Annotated in this window: 20 protein-coding genes and 1 pseudogene; 5 read left to right on the top strand and 16 right to left on the bottom strand. The window is 71.0% G+C overall.

Annotated features, from left to right (window positions below):
- Positions 1 to 4: 4 nt before the first annotated feature.
- On the bottom strand, positions 5 to 940 hold the full coding sequence (locus tag JJ691_RS09415) for a polyphosphate kinase 2 family protein (protein WP_211768392.1): 936 nt from the start codon (positions 938 to 940) through the stop codon (positions 5 to 7).
- 163 nt (positions 941 to 1,103) lie between these two features.
- Between JJ691_RS09415 and JJ691_RS09410 the strand changes: the two genes are divergently transcribed.
- Positions 1,104 to 2,840 carry a SulP family inorganic anion transporter gene (locus tag JJ691_RS09410; protein WP_211768391.1) on the top strand — a complete coding sequence of 579 codons (1,737 nt, stop codon included), beginning with the start codon at positions 1,104 to 1,106 and terminating at the stop codon, positions 2,838 to 2,840.
- Here the strand turns inward: JJ691_RS09410 and JJ691_RS09405 are convergent.
- The 3 genes and pseudogenes from JJ691_RS09405 to JJ691_RS52140 form a co-directional block, all read right to left on the bottom strand.
- The gene (locus JJ691_RS09405) at positions 2,797 to 3,297 is read right to left on the bottom strand and encodes a hypothetical protein (RefSeq protein WP_211768390.1); all 501 of its coding nucleotides are present in this window, start codon (positions 3,295 to 3,297) and stop codon (positions 2,797 to 2,799) included. The genes JJ691_RS09410 and JJ691_RS09405 overlap by 44 nt on opposite strands.
- Complete coding sequence (locus JJ691_RS52145) at positions 3,278 to 3,574, bottom strand: hypothetical protein (RefSeq protein WP_249228380.1); 297 nt, start codon at positions 3,572 to 3,574, stop codon at positions 3,278 to 3,280. The genes JJ691_RS09405 and JJ691_RS52145 overlap by 20 nt, the downstream gene beginning before the upstream one ends.
- A gap of 6 nt (positions 3,575 to 3,580) precedes the next feature.
- Positions 3,581 to 4,039, bottom strand: a pseudogene (locus JJ691_RS52140) (HD domain-containing protein); the annotation flags it as partial.
- A gap of 214 nt (positions 4,040 to 4,253) precedes the next feature.
- Here JJ691_RS52140 and JJ691_RS09395 point away from each other — a divergent pair.
- The gene (locus JJ691_RS09395) at positions 4,254 to 5,588 is read left to right on the top strand and encodes a diacylglycerol/lipid kinase family protein (RefSeq protein WP_249227791.1); all 1,335 of its coding nucleotides are present in this window, start codon (positions 4,254 to 4,256) and stop codon (positions 5,586 to 5,588) included.
- A gap of 11 nt (positions 5,589 to 5,599) precedes the next feature.
- Here the strand turns inward: JJ691_RS09395 and JJ691_RS09390 are convergent, their stop codons facing one another.
- From JJ691_RS09390 to JJ691_RS09360, 7 genes are all read right to left on the bottom strand, one after another.
- Positions 5,600 to 6,151 carry a GNAT family N-acetyltransferase gene (locus tag JJ691_RS09390; protein ID WP_211768387.1) on the bottom strand — a complete coding sequence of 184 codons (552 nt, stop codon included), beginning with the start codon at positions 6,149 to 6,151 and terminating at the stop codon, positions 5,600 to 5,602.
- Positions 6,123 to 7,826 (bottom strand): ATP-binding cassette domain-containing protein, encoded by a 1,704-nt coding sequence (locus JJ691_RS09385; protein ID WP_211768386.1) that lies wholly within the window; start codon positions 7,824 to 7,826, stop codon positions 6,123 to 6,125. The genes JJ691_RS09390 and JJ691_RS09385 overlap by 29 nt, the downstream gene beginning before the upstream one ends.
- Entirely contained in the window at positions 7,823 to 8,869 is a 1,047-nt protein-coding gene (locus JJ691_RS09380; protein WP_211768385.1) for a DUF1611 domain-containing protein, read from the bottom strand. The genes JJ691_RS09385 and JJ691_RS09380 overlap by 4 nt, the downstream gene beginning before the upstream one ends.
- 126 nt (positions 8,870 to 8,995) lie before the next feature.
- Positions 8,996 to 10,156, bottom strand: a complete 1,161-nt coding sequence (locus JJ691_RS09375; protein ID WP_211768384.1) for a sensor histidine kinase — start codon at positions 10,154 to 10,156, stop codon at positions 8,996 to 8,998.
- Between the two features lie 19 nt (positions 10,157 to 10,175).
- Positions 10,176 to 10,841, bottom strand: a complete 666-nt coding sequence (locus JJ691_RS09370; protein WP_211768383.1) for a winged helix-turn-helix domain-containing protein — start codon at positions 10,839 to 10,841, stop codon at positions 10,176 to 10,178.
- A 260-nt stretch (positions 10,842 to 11,101) separates the two neighbouring features.
- Complete coding sequence (locus JJ691_RS09365) at positions 11,102 to 11,890, bottom strand: GAF and ANTAR domain-containing protein (protein ID WP_211768382.1); 789 nt, start codon at positions 11,888 to 11,890, stop codon at positions 11,102 to 11,104.
- Positions 11,887 to 12,600, bottom strand: coding sequence for a GAF and ANTAR domain-containing protein (locus tag JJ691_RS09360; protein ID WP_211768381.1), 714 nt, complete (start codon positions 12,598 to 12,600; stop codon positions 11,887 to 11,889). Before JJ691_RS09360 ends, JJ691_RS09365 begins: the two co-directional genes overlap by 4 nt.
- Before the next feature lie 348 nt (positions 12,601 to 12,948).
- Between JJ691_RS09360 and JJ691_RS09355 the strand changes: the two genes are divergently transcribed.
- On the top strand, positions 12,949 to 13,434 hold the full coding sequence (locus JJ691_RS09355) for a nuclear transport factor 2 family protein (RefSeq protein ID WP_211768380.1): 486 nt from the start codon (positions 12,949 to 12,951) through the stop codon (positions 13,432 to 13,434).
- Positions 13,431 to 14,060, top strand: a complete 630-nt coding sequence (locus JJ691_RS09350) for a TetR/AcrR family transcriptional regulator (RefSeq protein WP_211768379.1) — start codon at positions 13,431 to 13,433, stop codon at positions 14,058 to 14,060. The genes JJ691_RS09355 and JJ691_RS09350 overlap by 4 nt, the downstream gene beginning before the upstream one ends.
- A 73-nt stretch (positions 14,061 to 14,133) precedes the next feature.
- On the opposite strand, the gene JJ691_RS09345 is transcribed toward JJ691_RS09350, so the two are convergent.
- The 3 genes from JJ691_RS09345 to JJ691_RS09335 form a co-directional block, all read right to left on the bottom strand.
- Entirely contained in the window at positions 14,134 to 15,012 is an 879-nt protein-coding gene (locus tag JJ691_RS09345; protein ID WP_211768378.1) for a LysR family transcriptional regulator, read from the bottom strand.
- 18 nt (positions 15,013 to 15,030) lie between these two features.
- On the bottom strand, positions 15,031 to 15,888 hold the full coding sequence (locus JJ691_RS09340; protein WP_211768377.1) for an NAD-dependent epimerase/dehydratase family protein: 858 nt from the start codon (positions 15,886 to 15,888) through the stop codon (positions 15,031 to 15,033).
- A 154-nt stretch (positions 15,889 to 16,042) separates the two neighbouring features.
- Positions 16,043 to 16,780: an NADPH-dependent F420 reductase gene (locus JJ691_RS09335; protein WP_211768376.1), complete on the bottom strand. Its 738-nt coding sequence runs from the start codon at positions 16,778 to 16,780 to the stop codon at positions 16,043 to 16,045.
- A gap of 111 nt (positions 16,781 to 16,891) precedes the next feature.
- Between JJ691_RS09335 and JJ691_RS09330 the strand changes: the two genes are divergently transcribed.
- Positions 16,892 to 17,479 carry a TetR/AcrR family transcriptional regulator gene (locus JJ691_RS09330; protein WP_211768375.1) on the top strand — a complete coding sequence of 196 codons (588 nt, stop codon included), beginning with the start codon at positions 16,892 to 16,894 and terminating at the stop codon, positions 17,477 to 17,479.
- A 261-nt stretch (positions 17,480 to 17,740) separates the two neighbouring features.
- On the opposite strand, the gene JJ691_RS53280 is transcribed toward JJ691_RS09330, so the two are convergent.
- Entirely contained in the window at positions 17,741 to 17,980 is a 240-nt protein-coding gene (locus JJ691_RS53280; RefSeq protein ID WP_442912768.1) for a chitosanase, read from the bottom strand.
- 52 nt (positions 17,981 to 18,032) lie between these two features.
- Positions 18,033 to 19,496 carry a carboxylesterase/lipase family protein gene (locus JJ691_RS09320; RefSeq protein ID WP_211768373.1) on the bottom strand — a complete coding sequence of 488 codons (1,464 nt, stop codon included), beginning with the start codon at positions 19,494 to 19,496 and terminating at the stop codon, positions 18,033 to 18,035.
- Positions 19,497 to 19,536 lie beyond the last annotated feature (40 nt).

The raw sequence follows: 19,536 nt of genomic DNA, 5'->3' as shown, positions 1-19,536 counted from the left end.
CTTCTCAGGCTCGGCGTGAACCGCCGGCCGGCGCGGGAGGTCCCTGTTCGGCCTCGAGCTCCGTCCTGGCCTTCGACAGCTCGTCACGCGCCTCGTCGCTCACGCGCGGGTACTGGGGATCGAGTTCCAACAGCGTGTGCGCCAGAACCGCACCGGCGCACAGGCGTGCGAACCACTTCCGGTCCGCCGGGATCACGTACCACGGCGCCCAGGGTTTGCTCGTGGCCGACAGCATCTCGGCGAACGCGTGCTGGTAGTCCTTCCAGAACCGCCGTTCCCGGATGTCGGCGGCGGAGAACTTCCAGTTCCGCTCGGGCACGTCGATCCGTTTCAGGAACCGCGCACGCTGTTCCTCCCAGGACAGGTTGAGGAAGAGCTTCACCACGACGAATCCGTTGTCGGTCAGGTACCGCTCCCAGTCGTTGATCTCGCGGAACCGCCGGGTCCAGACGTTCTTGCCCACGGACGAGGCGGGAAGGCGCTGCCGGCCCAGGTTCTCCGGATGCACCCGGACCACGAGGACCTCCTCGTAGTGCGACCGGTTGAAGATCCCGATCTCGCCGCGGGCGGGCAGCTGGCACGCGTAGCGCCACAGGTAGTCGTGGTCGAGCTCGGTGGCCGAGGGGACCTTGAAGCTGCTCACCTTCACGCCCTGCGGGTTGACGCCGCTCATCACGTGCCGGATCGTGCCGTCCTTGCCACCGGCATCGAGCGCCTGCAGGCACAACAGCACCCCGTGGGTCTTCTCCGCGGCCAGCCTGCGCTGGTACTCGGCGAGCAGTTCGACCCCGACCCGCAACAGCTCGCGGCCGTCCCGCTTCTTCGTGACCCCGGCCTTGAAGGCGGGGTCGAAGTCCTTGGCCAGCCTCACTTTCGAGTCCGGCTCGACGCGCAGCGGCCCGATGAAGTCGGCTATCCGCTTGGCCCGTACGTCGTTCATGCGACGCCTCCTCGGTTCCGGCCCCCGGTCGAGGCTCGGCAGATTTTTCCGTTGTGTCGAGGGTCTTTCGTCTCCTCCACTGAGGACAAGCTCCCCGGGACGGCTGTCCGCGCCCCGGCTACCATCGCAGGCACCGCCCCACCCGCAGAAGGGATTTGGCGCCATGTCCCAGTGGATCCCCGGTCTGCGGCAGATCAGGTCCTACCGTCGCGGCTGGCTGGCCAAGGACGTCGTCGCGGGTGTCGTCCTCACCACGCTGCTGGTGCCACAGGGCATGGCCTACGCGCAACTGGCCGGACTGCCCGCGATCACCGGGTTGTACACGTCCATCCTGTGCCTGCTGGGCTACGCGGCGTTCGGGCCGTCGCGGATCCTCGTGCTGGGGCCGGATTCCGCGCTCGGGCCGATGATCGCCGCGACGATCCTGCCGCTGGTCGCGGCGCACGGCGACCCGGCTCGTGCCGTCGCGCTCGCGTCGATGCTGGCGATCCTGGTCGCGGCCGTCATGATCCTCGCCGCGGTCGCCAAACTCGGTTTCATCGCCGATCTCATCTCCAAGCCCACGATGATCGGATACCTCAACGGGCTGGCGCTGACCATCGTGGTGGGCCAGTTGCCCAAGTTGTGCGGGTTCAGCGTCGACGCGACCGGCCTCATCGCCGAGATCGGCGCTGTGGTGCGGGGAATCGCCGGCGGCCAGGTGGTCGGCGCGGCCGCCGCGGTGGGAGTCGGCGGTATCGCGACGATCCTGGTGCTGCAACGCTGGGTGCGCAAGATTCCCGCGGTCCTGGTCGTCGTCGTGCTCGCCATCGCCGCGGCCACGCTGTTCGACCTGGCGGCGCGCGGCGTGGCGCTGGTCGGCGTCCTGCCGGGCGGCTTTCCACCGCTGACCATCCCGGATGTGCGGCTGGCCGATCTGGCGCCGCTGTTCGCCGGAGCGCTGGGCATCGCGGTCGTGTCGCTGGCCGACACGATCTCCACGGCCTCGGCGTTCGCCGTGCGCACCGGACAGGAGATCCACGGCAACCGGGAGATGACCGGCATCGGCGTGGCGAACCTGGCGGCCGGTCTCTTCCAGGGTTTTCCGGTCAGCACCAGTGGTTCGCGAACCGCGGTCGCCCAGCAGGCCGGGGCGCGGACCCAGCTGGCCGGAGTCGTCGGCGCCGTGCTGATCACGGTGATGATCGTGGTCGCACCCGGACTGTTCCGGAACCTTCCCCAGCCCGTGCTCGCCGCGATCGTGATCACCGCGGCGCTGTCGTTGGCCGACGTGCCGGCGACGGCGCGGCTGTGGCGGCAGCGGCGGACCGAGTTCCTGCTGTCGGTCGCCGCACTGGCCGGAGTCGCCCTGCTCGGTGTGCTGCCCGGAATCGCGATCGCGGTGGTCCTGTCGATCCTGAACGTGTTCCGGCACGCGTGGCTGCCTTACCAGACGGTGCTCGGCAAGGTCGAGAACCTGCCCGGATTCCACGACGTCCGCTCCTACCCGGAGGCGCTCCGGTTGCCCGGCCTGGTGATCTTCCGGTTCGACGCGCCGCTGATGTTCGCCAACGCCAGGACCTTCCGCGACGAGATCCGCCGGCTGGCGACGACGAGTCCCGCACCCCACTGGATCGTCGTGGCCGCCGAGCCGGTGACCGATGTGGACGCCACCGCGGCCGACATGCTCCGCGACCTCGACGACGAGCTCGACAAGCACGGCACCCAGCTGGTGTTCGCCGAGTTGAAGGACCCGGTGCGGCGCAAGATCGACCGCTTCGAGCTGACCCGTACCCTTGATCCGGACCATTTCTACCCCACCATCGACTCCGCCGTGGCCGCGTTCCGCGACGAGCGGAACACCGACTGGGTTCCCTTCAGTGCAGGTGAACCAGAACGAGGTTCTTCATCAGGATCATGACGACGCCGAGCAGCCCGGCCGCACAGGTCGCCACGACCAGCGTCGGTCCGCGCAGCCGGGCGGCCCGCGCCGCCGACCACGAGTGGTACACCAGCAGCAACACCGCCGCGGCCAGCCCGACGTTGGCCGCGGTCACCGGTGAGGCGCCGGCCAGCCGGGCCAGCAGCAGCGTGGCGAGCGGGACGTAGGAGGCCGTCACCATGGGCCAGGTGGCGCGCAGCTCGGCGACGATCTGGGCCATGTCGGGGAACTTGCCGTCGCGGACATGGCCGCCCAGCAGTTCCGCGTATTCCTCGGCTGTCCAGTAGACCAGGAGCGTGACCACGACCGCGATCGCAAGGGGTACGGTCGGCAGCTGCCCGCCCGCCGCGGTCAGGATGGCCGCGGTGACGATCGCCCCGTAGATTCCCGAAGCCCGGCGCCGCCCGGCGGTCCGTTCAGCCGTGTCGTCGGCCATGTCCCGCGTCCCCGTTCTGGCCGGAAAGGACCGGGAGCAACAGCGACTCGGTCCGGCGAACCGCCCTCTCCCGCTCCGCGCCGTTGTCCGTGAGGGCCCGCACCACGGGATCGTCCGGACCCCGCCGTGCGCGCAACTCCGCCGTCCGAGTCCGTAACGAGACGGGCCGGCCGTCGGGGCTCGTGGTCAGGTCGCAGTACCACAGCGCGTCCCGGACCGGGCCGCGTTCCTCCGGGAACTCCGCGAGCTGGGGACCGAGGCCCACCAGCGCTGCCACCGACGCCGCTCCCGAATGGTGGGCGACCAGTCCGCACACCCGACCGGGGACACCGAGCGCAGCGAGGTAACGCGCGCCGTCAAGCTGGTGCAGCCCGCTCCTTCTCGCCACGCCGGCATATCCGATGTCATGCAACCAGGCCGCGGCGATCAGCACCGGCCGGTCCACAGGTTCAACGGCGAGGGCGACTCTTTCGGCCTTGTGTCCCACTCCCTGGCTGTGCGCCCATCTCCGCGGCAGCCCCGCCAGCAGCCGACCCGCTGTCGACCGCGCCCACTCCTCAAGCGGTATGCCACCAGGAACCGCTTCGTCCGGACCGGGCCGGTCACCGGACAGCACGGGGCACGTCCGCCCACCCCTTTCGCTCGGCGGTGGTCCGGGCGGCGCGGCCACCGTCCATGACAGGAATGCCGCCAACGGTTCCGCGCCGCCCGGTGAGATCGTCGGGCCCCAGGGCTCCTCCATGTGCGCGACGTTAGGGCGGCGGCACCGCCCCTCTGCTCATCCCGGCCGGGTGAATCAGACGCCTCGCGCGGTCGCCGGCGCAGGACAACGAACACGATCAGCATCCCAGCGGCGAAACCACGTGAGACAAGCTCTGAAACCTCACCCGCGCGGGGTGAAGCCCGCCGTAGCGGGCTCAGAGACAGTGTTGGCCGCCGGCAGGAGGGTGATGGTGATGACCTGGCATGCAGTTCGCTCCCCTACGGCACGGCGGGTCTTCGCGCTCGCCGCGCTGGCCACCGGCGCCGCGCCACTCGTCCTCACGGTTTTCTTGCTGCTGCGGGATCCGCTCGAGTTGATCGCCGCCGTCCTGCTCGTCGGCTGCGCGGTCGCGGCCGCGTGGGCGGCACTGGTCCGCCGGGGATGGCGCCGCATTCCGGCCGCCGTGATCGCCGTGCTCGCACTGACCGCCACCGCGGCCATGCCGGATCTGCGTGCGTACCTGTGGTTCCTGGTGTCGGCCGCCCTGGTCGTGTTGTCCGCGGGCGCGGCCAGGGCGGCATTGGGGCACGCACCCGCCAGTGCCGCCAGCCGGACCGGGCCGGCGCGTCACGGCGTCCTGCTGACGAATCCGCGCTCCGGCGCCGGGAAGGCCACCCGGTTCGGCCTGGCCGACAAGGCCCGCGCCCTCGGGGTCGAGCCCATCGAACTGCGGCCAGGCGACGACCTGCGGACGCTGGCCGAACAAGCGGTCGCGAACGGTGCGGACGTGCTCGGGATGGCCGGTGGCGACGGATCCCAGGCATTGGTCGCCGACGTGGCCCGCCAGCACGGTGTGGCGTTCGTCTGTGTCCCGGCGGGCACCCGCAACCACTTCGCGCTCGACCTCGGGCTGGACCGCGACGACGTGCCCGCGGCACTCGCCGCGTTCGGCGACGCCGTCGAACGGCGCGTCGACCTGGCCGAGCTCAACGGGCGGGTCTTCGTCAACAACGTCTCGCTCGGGATCTACGCGACCGTTGTCCAGTCGCCCGCCTACCGCGACGCCAAGGCGGCGACGGTGGTCCGGCAACTGCCCGATCTGCTCGGCCCGAACGCGCAACGCCCGGACCTGCGATTCGCCCTGCCCGACGGAACCCGTCGCGAATCGGCCGATGTGCTGCTCGTCTCCAACGACCCGTACCGACTCGAGCACCTGAGCGGATTCGGCACCCGGGCACGCCTTGACGCCGGAACCCTCGGCATCGTCACTGTGACGGTGAACCAGGCCGCCGAGGTGCCGGCGCTGATCTCGGCCGAGCTGGCCGGCCGGATCTCACGTTTCCCCGGCTACCGGTCGTGGTCGGCGCCGGAGTTCACGGTGGGCTCCGGGCGATCCCCGATCGAGGCGAGCGTCGACGGCGAGGCGATGCGGTTCGCGCCTCCGCTGCATTTCCGGAGCCTGCCCGGCGCGCTACGGGTCCGTATACCGCTCGACGCACCGGGCACGTCCCCGGCGGCGACACTGCCGCCCGGGACACGAGCCACGATCGTCGCCCTGCTCCACGTGCTGCGCGGCCGGGCCAGCTGACCGTCCGGCGCTCAGCCTGCGACCCACGAGTCGAGGGTGAACATCCCGGTTCCGGTGCGGACCTCGGATGGCCGCTCGAACAGCGCGGCGGAGCCGGTCCGCCGCTCGGGCATGGTGCGGACGTGCCGGAAACCGTGTCGCAGGTAGTAGCGGTGCAGCGAGGTGTTGGTCGTCCAAGCGTCGATGCGCAGCCACGGCTTGCCCCGGCGCTGGGCGAGTTGGCAGGCGAAGTCGAGCAGCTCCACGCCGATGCCCTGGCCGGCAAGCGAGCGGTCCGTCATCATGCTGTGGCAGAACAGCGCGCTGTCGGTCTCCTCCGGGGCCCACAACCTCTTGCCGGTGAACGAGTTGACGGTCATCGTCCCGACCGGCGATCCGTCGTCGTCCACCATCCAGGTCTCGCCGGCCTCGACCCAGCGGGCCAGCCGCCGCCGCAACGCGGCCAGGCTTCGCCGGCGGGACCACTGGTCGGAGTGCTTCGCCGTGCGGATCCACTCCGCCACCTCACGGCGCATCCGCAGGATCTCGTGCACGTCATCCGCCGTGGCCGGCCGCAAGATCATTCTTGGTTCCCTCCTCCATGTCGAAGGCGGCGCGCGGCTCGCGGCCGGTGATCGACAGCCCGCCACCACGCAGCCACCACACCGCGTCCACCCGGGCCAGCAACGCCGGGTCCCTCGTCACCAGCACAACCGTGCCCGGGTACTCGGCGACCAGCCTGCGCGTCAGCGACCGTGTGACGTCGTCGAGGCCTTCGTCGACGTCGCCGAGCAGCAGCACCCGCGGCCTGCTGACCAGCGCCCTGGCCAGCGCGAGCTGCCGACGCTGGCCCCGGGACAGTCCCTGCCCGAACTCGCCGACCCTGGTCTGCCCGCCGCGGGGCAACGAGCGCATCAGCGCATCCAGCCCGCACAGCTCGGACACCTCGTCGACCACCTCGGGGTCGGCCCCGCCATAGGTGAGGTTCTGCGCCACCGTGCCGCGCAGCAACGGCAGCTCGGCACTGACCAGACGAACGGCCCGCCGAGCGCTGTCCTGGTCGACCTGCGCGAGATCCTGGCCGTCCAGCCGCACGGCGCCGGCATCGGGCGGCAACAGCCGCGCGATCACCGCGAGCAAGGTCGCCTTGCCCGAGCCCGGTGCGCCGTGCAGGGCGACACGCTGCCCCGCCTCGACGATCGCGGTGGCCGCCGAGAACACACCGTCCACTCCGATCTCGTCCAGCTCCAGCCGACCGGGGCCGGGCGCCACCGGGCCGGCGCCACCCGGCGCGGCCAGCCGGGCCGGGACGGTGAACATCTCACCGATCCGCTGTCGCGCCACCAGCGCCTCCTGTCGGTACCGCACCGCCTCGGCCAGGTCCAGCAGCGGGGAGCCCAGCAGGTGCACCACGGTGAGCGCGGCGCCGACCGCGCCCGGACTCTGGCCGCCGAGCAGCCCCGCCGCGACGGCCGTCACCACCAGGCCCGACCGGGCCAACTCGACGACCGCCAACAGGACGCCGTCCAACCGAGCCCGTCGCACCATCGCCTTGCGCAGCAGCGCACTGTCCCGGGCCAGCCGGCCGCGTTCCCCGGCCACGTCGCCCATCGCCTGCACCACCAATGCCTGCGTGATCCGCTCGTTGACGCGGGTGTTCAACCTTCCCCGGCGCCGGCGCACCTGCCGGACGAGCTCCTGCAGGTGCGGACCGATCACACACACGACGCCGACCACGAGCGCGACCAGCACGACCGCGGCCGCCCCCAACACCGGAGAGATCACGACCAGCGCGCCGACCGCGCCCACCACCGCGGACCCGCCCACCACGACGGCGGCCAGCCCTCGACTGATCCACATCCGCAGGCCGTTGGCGTCACCGGTCATGCGCAACACGGTCACGCCGATCGAGCGCCGCCGCCGGTCGCGCACGGCGGAGGCGGCGACGTGGTCGAACATCGCCAGGCGAAGGCAGTGCACGTAGTCCTGGGCGAGCCTTTCGGCCACCGGGCGGCCCACCGCGCGCAGCCCCGCCGTCGCCGCCATCGCCAGCAGCAAGCCCACGCCGACTTCGGCCGTGGAGAATCCGGCGAACGGGTCGAACGCGCCACCGCGGTGCCCGCCATGGGTCAGCCGGTCGACTGCGGTGTGCACCAACAGCGCGAACAGCACACCGCAGCCGGACTCCCCGACACCGATCGCCACCAGCAGCGCGAACGGCCGCCGCCGGGAGCCGCCCAGCGGACGAGGCAGGCTCACGCCGCCGCAGTGATCGGCAACTCCGCGATCAGCTTGGTGGCGACCGCCGGGTCCGCGAGTTCGCTCACCGAGCGTGTCGGCAGGCCCAGGTGCGCGGCCGCCTCCCGGGCCGCCAGCGGCGACGCCATCAGGCGACCGGTCACCGCCAGCATCGGCACTCCGATCTCGTGCAGCATGCGCACCCCGGCGACCGCGCCCATCGCGTCACCAGCGGCGAACAGCACACCGTCCAGGCCACACACGAATTCCGGCGAGTTGAGCAGCAGACTCGTCTCCCGCTGGAGCACGCCGTCGGCGACCTCGAATACGATCGCCTCCGCGCCGGCGGCGAGCAGGTGGCCGCGCAGCAGTGTGACGACGTCCAGCAGTTCGCCAGTGTTGAGCCCGCACGTGCTCGGGTAACCGGCGTCAGTGAAGTCCAGTGCCCGGATCGCGCCGCTGTCGTGCATCTGCCACACGTCGCCGCCCGCGCCGGTGCCGGTGACCTTCGCCGCGCCCACCGCGAGCCCCGCCCTGGTGAGCCCGTGGATCAAGGCGGCGGCGGTGGTGGTCTTCCCCGCGTTCATCGACGTGCCGACCACCGCCAGCGTGGGCGGCCGCCGGGACGCCTCGGGGAGGGGCGCGAGCGCCTGTGCGCGCAGGTTCACCACGCCACCCGCCGGCCCGGCCAGCAGGCCGAGCGGCTCGAGACAGGTCGGCTCACCGATCGCGGCGTGCCGCGTGAGCACCCGTGCGGCCAGCCCGCCCGCGGCGGCGAGATGGCAGTTCCCCAAGTCCTCCGGGACGACGGCCTCGAACTGGTCGGGCGCGTATCGGTGACCGTACGCCACCAGCACCTCATCCCCCGGATACAGGGTGTTCCGCCGTCCATCGGGCTGTTCAAGCGCCTTGTGCTGGCCGACCAGCTCCACTCGGGCCAGCACGATGTCGCCGGCCGACGGCCGGTGGCCGGGCAGGAGGCCGGTCACGCCGGACAGGTCCGTCCGGCGAACGACATAGGAGACCTTCAGTCGGCCGAGTCGCTCCGCGGTCAGTTTCGCCACGAGCACAGTGCACCTTCCTCTTCGGTGAGGTTTCAGCGGTTGATCACAGCCTGGCCGGACCTCCATGAACGGTCCATGAAGACGACCCGCCTCCCGACCCGGTGGCCACCCGGCACAGTGGCGTGCTCACGCCACGCTCCACGGCAGCGTCACCCGCAACTCGGCGCCGCCCGTCGGCCGGTTGGCCGCCTCGACCTGTCCGCCGTGCAGATTCACGATCGTCTTCACCAGGGCCAGACCGATGCCGCGGTCGCCGCTGGCCGTCCGGGCGAACCGCTCGAAGGCACGCGGCAGGAAGTCGGGCTCGAAGCCCGGACCGTCGTCGGACACGGTGACGGTCGCCTGGCCGTCCTGGCAGACGACCCCGACCGTCACCGTCTCGGCCCGCGGCGCCGCGTTGCGGACCAGGTTGTCCAGGGCCTGCCGCAGCAGGTCGTCGTTGGCGTCCACCACGACCGGCTCGACGGGGGACAGCGCGACCTTGGACCCGGCGGCCGCCCAGGTGGCCACGATCTCCTCGGCGAGCAGGTCCAGCCGCACCGGAACCCGGTCCAGCTCCACCGTCCCGGTGTCGAACCTGGCGAGGTCGAGAAACTGCGCGACGCCGCGGCTGGCGCCCTCCACCGCCGAGCGGATCTCGGCCAGCGACGCCGCATAGTCCTCCGCCGTCCGTGGCCGCACCAGCGCATGGCTGGCCGCCGACTGGACGACCGCGAGCGGGGTGCGCAGCTCGTGGGCGGCGTGCGCGAGAAAGTCCTGCTGTAGCACCTGGGCCCGCCGCATCGGCCGCAGCGCCGCACCGGTCATCAGCCAGACCATCGCGACAAGCCCGATCACCACCGCGGCCGCGACGCCAACGGTGATCCACACGCCCCGGTGGACCGCCGCGTCGGCGGTGGCGAGCGCCCAGGCGCCCACCAGCACGCGGCCGGCGGGCAGCGCTTGGGCAACCGCCAGAAAGTGCGCCTCGTTCTCGCGGTGGTCGACGACCACCAGGCCGGCGGCTCTCGCACTGGACGCGAGCGAGTCGGTGGACGGCTCGAAGTCGTACGGGCCCAGCGACGTCGCGTCGTCATCGTCGTCGATCAGCCAGGTGTTCGCCTGCTGCAGTCCGGAGTCGAGGTCCTGTCGGGCTGCTGTCTCGGCGACCCAGCGGATGGCGCTGTCCCGCTCGCCGGCGTACATGTTCGCCGTTCGGGCGTCCGCGACAACCCAGGCGAACGGAATGACCAGTGCGACGACAGCCGCCCCGGCCAACGAGGTGAGCCGCACCTGCAACCGCCGCAACGCGACCCGTCCACCACGGCTATACATGCAACCGGTAGCCAATGCCTCGAAGGGTCTCCAGTCGCAACCGGGCGGTCGACAGGGACAACTTCCGACGCAGGTTCGCGACATGAACGTCCACGACGTTCGACAGGCCGTCGTAGTTCATGTCCCATACCTGCTCGAGCAACTCGGCGCGGGGCACCGCCGTGCCCAACCGGTGCATGAGGTATTCGAGCAGGGAGAACTCCCTTGGCGTCAGCGGTATCAGCACGCCGTCCCGCCACACCCGACGCGCCGCCAGGTCCAGCCGCACCTCGCCGGCCTCCAGCACCGAGCCGCCCACCGTCACCGGTCTTCGCAGCAGTGCGCGCACCCTGGCGGTCAGTTCGGGCAGGTCGAACGGTTTGGTCAGGTAGTCGCTGGCCCCGCTGTCCAGGCCCCGCACCCGATCGGCCAGGGAGTCCCTACAGGTCAGCAGGAGCACGCGGGCCACGCCCTCGTCGGCGAGCCGCCGGCACAGGACGATGCCGTCGCCGTCGGGCAGACCGAGGTCGAGCACGACGAGGGCGTAGGAGGTGTACGCGCAGAGCTCGTCGGCCTCGGCCAGATTGTCGGCGTGGTCGACGGCGTGGCCGGCCTCCCGCAGGCCTCGGAGGATGACCGTGGCGAGCGCGAGCTCGTCCTCAACCAGAAGCACACGCACATCCCGATTATTGAGGAAGGCCCGACTTTGAGAATGCACACCCCACCCGTACAGCGACGGCATGATCGTCGGTCACCCTCCGCAGGTGTGTGCGCAATGCGGTCCCCAAGGACATGACGGCCTTTGCGCGGCAGCCAATCTAGCCCGTCGCCCGGCGGGACAGCGAACCTCCGCGGTGGCCAGAAAGCGACCATGGCGCAGAACCGCCGATCGGCGACGGCCCGGTCATCCCGCCACCGGACATGAGCTGTCGTCAGGAATCAGCGGACACGATCATGCCCCGCCCCCGGTGGGGTGATATCCGCGGCAGTGAGGCGTTTGACCACGAGGTCGTGCGCGACGTCGACCAGCCATCGTCCGGCGCGGCTGGCGTACTGGCGGATCAGGTCGAAGGCCTCGTCGGGCGTGAGACCCGTCTGGTGCGCGATGACGCCTTTGGCGTGCTCGATGTCGATCCGTGAGGTCAACGCGTGCTGGAGTTGCGCGCTGAGCATCCGTGACTCGCGCATGGCTCGTTCCTGCAACAGGCCGACCGAGGCGACGTCGGCCATGGCGCGCGCGGTGAACATCTCGCCGTCAGTGAAAGGCTCTTCGCTGGCGTGGAACAGGTTCAGCGCCCCGATGCTCTCGTCTTCCAGCGCCAGCGGCACCGCGGCCATCGTCTGGAAACCGAGCTGGAACACCGCGGGAGCGAACTGCGGCCACCGCTCGGCCGCCGCGGCCCCGCTGGCCTGCACAGCATCCGCGGACCGATAGGCGTCCAGGCACGGTCCTTGGCTGCCCTGGACCTCGAACAGTTCCAGCAGCCGGGTCTGCTCGGTCGAGGACGCGATCACGTGCAGGTCGCCGTAGGTGTCCGCCAGCACCACCCCGGCCGCGTTCGCCCCGGCCAGCAGCACGGCGTAGCTGGTGAGTTTGTGCAGGAACTCGACGACGTCGAACTGGCGGACCAGCGTGTTGGTCAGTGCGACCAACGCACGGGCCAACAACGCCGAGCGACCGAGTTCGCTGTCGGCCAGATGATCGGCTGGCTCGGACGTCTGGTTCATAGCTCCAACCTCACGGTGCCCGCCACTATTTCGCGGGCGAGCTGGTACAACGACCCACCATTGGCCAGCGCGTGGGCGCGCAGCCGCGCCAACGCGTCCTCCGGCGTGATGTCCAGTTGCGAGGACAGGAAACCGGTGGCCTGGTGCACCACCATCGTCTCGCGACCGACCTCGCCGAGAAGCCTGGTCAGCTGGTCCTGTCCGTCCGGACTGGACTGCAGCAGCAGAATCGCCTTGGTCGCCACGTCGGCGGCCAGCAGCAGGTCGGCCAGCGCGTCGTCGGGCAGCGCAGCCGGGCTGTCCCAGGTCAGATCCAGGCTGCCGATGGCCGATCCGCCGGCCTGCAACGGTATCGAGAGGACCGACCGGATACCGGCCTCCAGGGCCATGGCGCAGAACCCGGGCCAGCGCAACGGATCCACCTGCTCAAGGTCAGCCACGGCCACCACCTGGCAGCCGCGATAGGCCTCCAGGCACGGCCCCTCTCCCAGGGCGAACTGGGTGTCCGGCAGAACGCCGTCGTGGTCGCCGACAGTGGCCACCACGTGGACCACGGTGCTTGACGACATCAGGCTGATCGCGGCGTCTGCCGCGCCGACGCGCCGAGCGCTGTAGTCGCACACCCGACGTGCCGTGTCGACCGCGTTGATCAGGCCTGCCGTGCCCATGATCGCGGCCAGCACCTGCCATCTGCGTCCATCCATCGACATGGCAGCCACCTTTCTGCCGCCACCCTCCGCGAGCCAGCCTACGCGGCCGTGCGCATGACCAGAGGTGGTGCGGCCCGTGCCGCAGTGGCGAGAAGACGCCGTCGACACTTGTGCGCCCCTTCCCTCGCAAGGCAATTCGGCGATATCCCGTGCCACACCACGTCGCCTCGGAATGCGAGGACGGCCGCTGTCGACACGCCTGGAGCTCATGCGTGATCCGGAAGCCGGCGACGAGGAGATCCTGGTGTGAGCCTCGACGCAGCGGTGGCACGCGGCGGCGGCGAGTCGTACCATCACGGTTATCCGGAAACGTTTTTCCGGATAACCGTCCGATCGAGGAGAACGACCATGACCGGCTCAGCGCAGGACGTGGTGGACGTGACGCAGACCGTCCTGCGGCACTTCACGACCGCGGACGCGAACGACTTCGAGGCCTACCGGGCCCTGCTCGCCGACGAGATCGAGGTCGACTTCGGCGGGGTCAACGACGCCGGCGACGGCCCGGCCGCCGCCGGACGGATCAGCGCCGACCAGCTGGCCGCCTCCGCCCGCGACCTCGTCGGCCCGGTCGAACTGACCCAGCACCAGATCACCAACCTCATCGCCGAGGTCAACGGCGACGACGCGACGGTGACCTTCTACGAATCCGCGCTGCACGTGCACCGCGCGCTGGGCGAGGACCCCGACCTCAACAGCTGGACCGTCTACGGCCGTGGCGTGCACAGACTCCGCCGGACCAGCGCCGGCTGGAAGATCGTCGCGGCCAAGCTCACGCCGGTGCACAACGTCGGCAACGCCAATCTGCTCGGCGACGTCGCCGCCCTGTCCCGATGACGTCGGCGGGACGGCCACGACGGCCACGCCGCGACGCGCTGGAGAACCTGGACCGCATCCTGCGGGCGGCCCGCGAAGTCTTCGCCGCGGAGGGCACAGAGGTGAGTATCGAGGCCGTCGCGGCGCGGTCCGGCCTCGGCCTGGGCACGATCTACCGCCACTTCGCCAACAAGGACGCCCTGATCACCGACCTCGCTCGCCGACTGCTCACCGACGCCGTCGAACTCGCTGAGACACACGCCGCCTCGGGCGATCCCGCGGCGCTCACCGGCTATCTGTGGGACGTGAGCCGGCTGCTGGCCGGCCAGCCGGGAATCATCCGGCGCAGCTGGAAGTTCCCCGGCTCCGACGAGCTCACCGACCGTTCCCGGCAGGCACAGGCGCGACTCGTGGCGCAGGCTCAGGCCGCCGGCCTGATCCGCCGCGACCTGTCCCCCGAGGACGTCGCCGTGACGCTGTGGGCGATCACCGGCATCCTCGACACGGCAAGGCAACTGCCGCGATCCGGGTGGGAACGCCACCTCGAGACCGTGCTCGCCGCGTGGCAGCCCGGAACTCCGCCCTTCACCCAGCCGAGCCTCACCCCGGCCGACATCGACGCGATCATCGACGGCACCGCGGTGTGACGCCGCCGATCCCGCTGCGGCCCAGGGTCTTCACCCGACCCATCCCACCGTCCAAAAAGGACCTATTGGGCGGTCATGCGTCCGGGGGCTCGGGCAGCAGCGCGGTGGCGGCCTCGACGAACTCCCGCACCAGGGCGGTGTCGCGCCCGGTCGGCCACGCCGCCGCCACCTGGTTGGGCCCCAGATCCTCGACGGGAATCACCTCGATCCCCGGCCTCGTGTAGAAACTGGCCGTGGACCGGGGAAGCACCGAGATCCCCTCGCCACCGGCGACCAGTTCGAGCTTCTCCTCCACACTGTGGATCGCCGGCACCCGGCGGCGCTCGCCGGTGCGCAACTCGACCGCGACGTCCCGCCATTCCGGCACGGCGTCGGGGTCCTGGAGCAGGTGTTCGGCCGCCAGGTCCCCGATCCGAATCGACTCCTTGCCGGCCAGGCGGTGGCCCGAGGCCACCACGACCACCCGCGGTTCCGCGTACAGCGGGCTGACCGCCAGGCCCGCCCGGTCGATCGGCAGCCGGACGATGCCGACGTCGACGCGGCCGTCCCGCAGCACCTCCACCTGGTCGTGCCAGCCGGTGCGCAGCATCCGCACGTCCAGACCGGGGTGACGGTTCCGCAGCAGCCGCACGACCGGCGTCAACGTGATGCCCGGCATGAACCCGATCGTGAACCGGCAGACGCCCTCCCCCACCGCCCGTACCCGCCGCACCAACGCCGCCGCGTTGCCCAGCAAGGACTTCGCGTCCACGAGCAACTGCTCGCCGGCCGGCGTGAGCTCCGTGCCGCGACGGTCACGCACGAAGAGCTCCGCGCGCAGTTCGTTCTCCAGCACGCGAATCTGCCGGGACAGCACGGGCTGCGCGATGTGCAGCCGCTCCGCGGCCCGTCCGAAGTGGCGCTCCTCGGCCACCGCCACGAAATAGCGGAGCCGCCGCAGATCGACGTCCATGCCGTCCCTTTCGCCGAATCAGCCCTGCTCGAACACGGCCAGCGGGTTGTGGTGCCGCGGCGCCCAGCCCAGCTCACGCTGCGCCTTGGCCGAGGTCAGCTGCTGGTCCAGCGCGAACGCCTCGGCGATGGGCCCCATCGCGGTCCGGGCCTGCTCCAGCGTGATCGACACGGTCTTGCCGTCCAGCCCGGCGCCGCGTGCCGCCGCCTCGGCGACCTCCTTGGCGGTGGGGTGCTCGTCCCCGACGCCGAGGTAGACCGAGCCGGCCTTCGCCGACAACGCGGCGACGTAGAGCGGGGCCAGGTCGTCGATGTGGATCAGCGCCCACCGGTTGGCCCCGTCGCCGATGTACGGCACGGCCCCGGTCTCCTTGCCCGGCTGCACGAAGAAAACGTCGATCAGGCGGTTGTCTCCGCCGTACAGCAACCCCGGCTGCACAACCACCGGACGGCCGCCGCCGGCCGCCCGCGCCAGCACCGCGTCCTCGACCGCCTTGCGCCACGCCACCACAGCCGGCGGGTTCCACGGCGCGGTCTCGTCGCGCAGGCCGTCCGTGTCGCCGTAGACCCAGCTGCCGCCGGTGTGCACGTAGGTGCCGGCGCCGACGCCGTCCTGCATCGCCGTGGCCGCGGCCAGGTCCTCCTCCGCCGTGCTCGCCTGCGCGAGGTGGATCACTGCCTCGGCCCGGGCCGCCGCGTGGTTGAGCACGTCCACATCGGACAGTCCACCATGGACCGCCGCCGCCCCGGCCTCCGTCACCGCCTTGGCCGACTTCTCGTTGCGCGCCAACGCCTCCACGGTGTGACCCTGCCGCACCAACTCCACGATCACGGCCCGCCCGATGTAGCCGGATCCGCCCGTCACAAAAACCTTCATCATTCACTCCCTGATGGTCATCGGGTCCGGTCACAGCATGCGTCGCCACCGAGCCGGCCGTCCAAGACCTCTTCCGCGTCCTGTGATGCCCTCGGGGTATCAACCCGGCTGGTGCACGGCATAGCCGAAGACGAGCCCCGGCCACGAGGAGGGCTCAGGCCTCGACGATGCCCGCCGGGCCGCGGGTCGCCAGGGAAGCCAACTCGGCGATCCGCGCCACCGGAGCGGGCACGCCGGTGTGGGAGTACACGAATTCCATGGCCTGCCGCAGGTCCAGACCTGCCGGGAACGGCATCGAGTACGGGAGGACGAACAGCGGGGTTCCCGGCTCGCTGCGCCAGCTCTCGGCCAGCTTGCCCAGGTCGACGGCGTCGTAGCCGAGCTCGTCCAGCAGTCGCACCGCCTCGGCCTTGGCCGCGTCGTCGTCGGCCGCGACGGGCAGCGCGCTGCGGTCCGCGGCGCCGGCCGGGCGCGGGAGTTCGCCGAGGTGTCGGGCGATCAGGTTGTTGAACGCCTTGACCACGTGGGAGTCGGGCAGCTGACGCTGGACCAGTTCGCTCGCGGTCAGGCTCAGGTCGTCCAGCTCGGCGATGCGGCCGTCGCGGTCGGGGACGTAGTTGGTCGCGTCGATGACGGTCTTGCCGGTCAGCGCGGCGGCGGGCAGCTGGCCGAGAGCCAGCAGCGGAATGCTCACCACCACCAGGTCCGCCGCGGCCGCGGCCTGCTCGGGGGTGGCGGCCGACGCGCGGTCACCGAGTTCGGCCACCAGGTCGGCCAGGGTCTGTGGGCCGCGGGAGTTGCTGACCACGACGTGCCATCCGGCCGTGACGGCCAGGCGGGCGAGCGTGCCGCCGACGGCGCCGCTGCCGATCAGCGCGAGAGTCTTGGACATGGTTTCTGCCTCCGATGGGGGATCTCCGACGCCGGACCGTATCTCGACCGACCGGTCGAGTTGGACGCTAACACAACTCGACCGGCCGGTCGAGTTGTGTAGACTGCCCGCATGGCAACGACTCCGAACCAGGGCCGGACGATGCGCGCGGACGCGGTGCGAACCCGCCGAGCCCTGTTGGCCGCGGCGTCGGACGTGTTCGCCGAGCTGGGCACGGACGCCTCCGTGGCCCAGGTCGCGGCGCGGGCCGGCATCGGCAAGGGCACCGTCTTCGGCCACTTCCCGACCAAGGAGACCCTGCTGGCCGCCATCGTGACCGACGAGGTCGACGACCTGGTCACCGCGATCGGGCAGCTACCCGGCGACCTCGACCCCGACGGGGCCGTCCTGGCCTTCATGAAGGTGCAGGTCGACCGCTATGCCGCCAACCGCGCCTTCATCGAACTCCTACGCGCCGCCCGCGCCTCGGCGCAGCCGGAGATCCAGGCTCAGGTGGACCGCCTGGTCGAGGCCGGCAAGCCACTCGTGAAACGCGCGCACGACAGCGGCACCCTGCGCGCCGACCTCACCGCTCACGATGTGGTCCTGCTCGCCTGCGGCGTCTACTGCGCGGCGGAACCGCTCCTGGACCACGACCGCGACGCCAGCGACCGCTACCTGCACGTGGTCTTCGACGGAATGCGGACGTCCCCGCACTGACCGGAGACGCCCAGATCGAGCCAAGCACGACTCACTGGATCTGATACGAGGCGCCGAACGCGGTGACGGACAACGGCTTGTCCAGGCCGAGTTTCCGGTCTCGGCGATGCGCTGAACGCAGTCGACACGATCGACGGACCTGGACCATTCCTCCGCTGTCGCCTTGTTCGCGGGGTGCTGAAGGTCGTCGATGCGGACCTTGAAGAAGGCGTCGAGCCAGGCCCGTTCACCGGCCTGCGACGGTGTCGTTCGTCCGACTGATCAGCGCGGGAAGAGCATCGCGGTCGGTTCCGACACCGTGCTGGATGGCGGCGACGTAGTTCGATTCCGGCAGGCCCGAGGTGTCGTCGTTCCCGTCGGCCAGCCGCTGCAACTCCGAAGTGAAGCGCGCGAGCGGTTTCCGGGATTCGTGGCGGTGAATGCGGTGATCACCCTGAGCACGTCGCCGTCGCCGGTGGTGAATCCGGCACGCCCGGCGGTGACGCCCCGGCCATCGTGCAGGTTGACGGCGTAGTCGTAGGCGATTGCCGTGGAGCCGTTCCGGCGCCTGAGCTCACCCGCGCCGGTCGGACTCCCGTTTCCGCCAGGCGGCCAGCTGAGCGTCGCGCGGGCCGGCCTGCACCTCGGAGACCGGGTCCCGGAACACCATGGTCGACCGCGCGGCGTCCCAGCTCGGCCATCCGGGGTCGCCTGTCGTAGCGAACCGGATCCACGCGCCGTGCATCTCGTCGGCGATCCGCTGCGGGGCGTCCGGCCCGGCGAGTTTGATCCAGTCAGGCGAGGAAAGCCGGTCGAAGACGAACGGCAGCTCCATCACGTGCGCGGCGCCCAGCCCGTCGACAGGGCTGCGCCACTGGAACTCGAAGACGTGGGTCGAGGCGGCGCCGCGCGCCAGTCGTGCGTCGGCGATGCGGTGCACCGGGATCCGCAGGATCCGGTCGATCATCATGGTGGCCAGGAGGTCCCCGCTGCCGGCGTCCGGATACGCGGCGCGGTAGGCCTTTCGCACCCGGCGACCCGCGCCCATCCGCAAACGCACCAGGGCGGACAACAGCGGACCGACCCGGTCGAAACCGCCGTCGGCGTTGAAGAGCCGATGCTCTTCGGCGGTCCAGCCGACCAGCAGCGGGATGTCGTCCCCCGCTCCGGTCAGTGCCGCCTCCTGCGGGTCCCGAGGCAGGTCGGCGCTGCCGATGGTCGGCGAGTATCCGGATCCGACGTTGAGCGCACTCCCGCCCTGGGCCATCTCGCGGTCGACCTCCAGCAGGCGTTCGACCGGCACGGCCGCGAAGGCAGCCCGCGTGGTCGGGATGCCGAGGCGTTTCGCCGCTTCCCGCGTCACCTTCGCCGCCGACTTCCGGTTCTGCGCGGACGGCATGCCGCTCTGCGCGATCACGCGATGGAACAGCGTGCCGGCGTGGGGCCCGGCCAGCAGGTTGCTCACGGTGACACCACCGGCGGACTCCCCGAAGATCGTCACCGCGCCGGGGTCGCCGCCGAACGCGGTGATCTCGCGCTGCACCCAGCGCAACGCGGCGACGACGTCCGAATAGCCAAGGCTCAACGGCGCGTCGTCCAACACCGAGAAACCCTCGACACCCAGCCGGTAGTTCACGCTCACCAGCACCACGCCGTCGCGAGCGAAGGCGGAGCCGTCGTAGCCGTCGAGCGCGTTCGAGCCGTGTCGGAACGATCCGCCGTGAATCCAGACCATGACCGGGCGGGCCGAGGCGCCGGCCGGCGTCCACACGTTGACGTTGAGGCACTCGTCGCCCGGAGCGATGACGTTGGCGAGATAGCGAGCCGTGGTCGGGCTCATCGGATTCTGCGGGGCCGTGGGGCCCATCCGCGTCGCGTCCCGCGTTCCCGACCACGACGCGGCCGGCTCGGGCTCGGCGAAGCGCCGGTCGCCGACGGGCGCCGCGGCATAGGGGATGCCGAGGTAGCGGTCGATCCCGTCCGCGCGCACACCGGCCAGCTCCCCGCTGGAGATCCGGACAGTGATCTGTTCGCTCATGTTCTCCTCCGCCGACGAGATGCAGTTGACGGTTACGGCC

This window comes from Kutzneria sp. CA-103260, from assembly GCF_018263855.1.
Classification (GTDB): domain Bacteria; phylum Actinomycetota; class Actinomycetes; order Mycobacteriales; family Pseudonocardiaceae; genus Kutzneria.
This window is presented reverse-complemented; position numbering and strand designations above follow the sequence as displayed.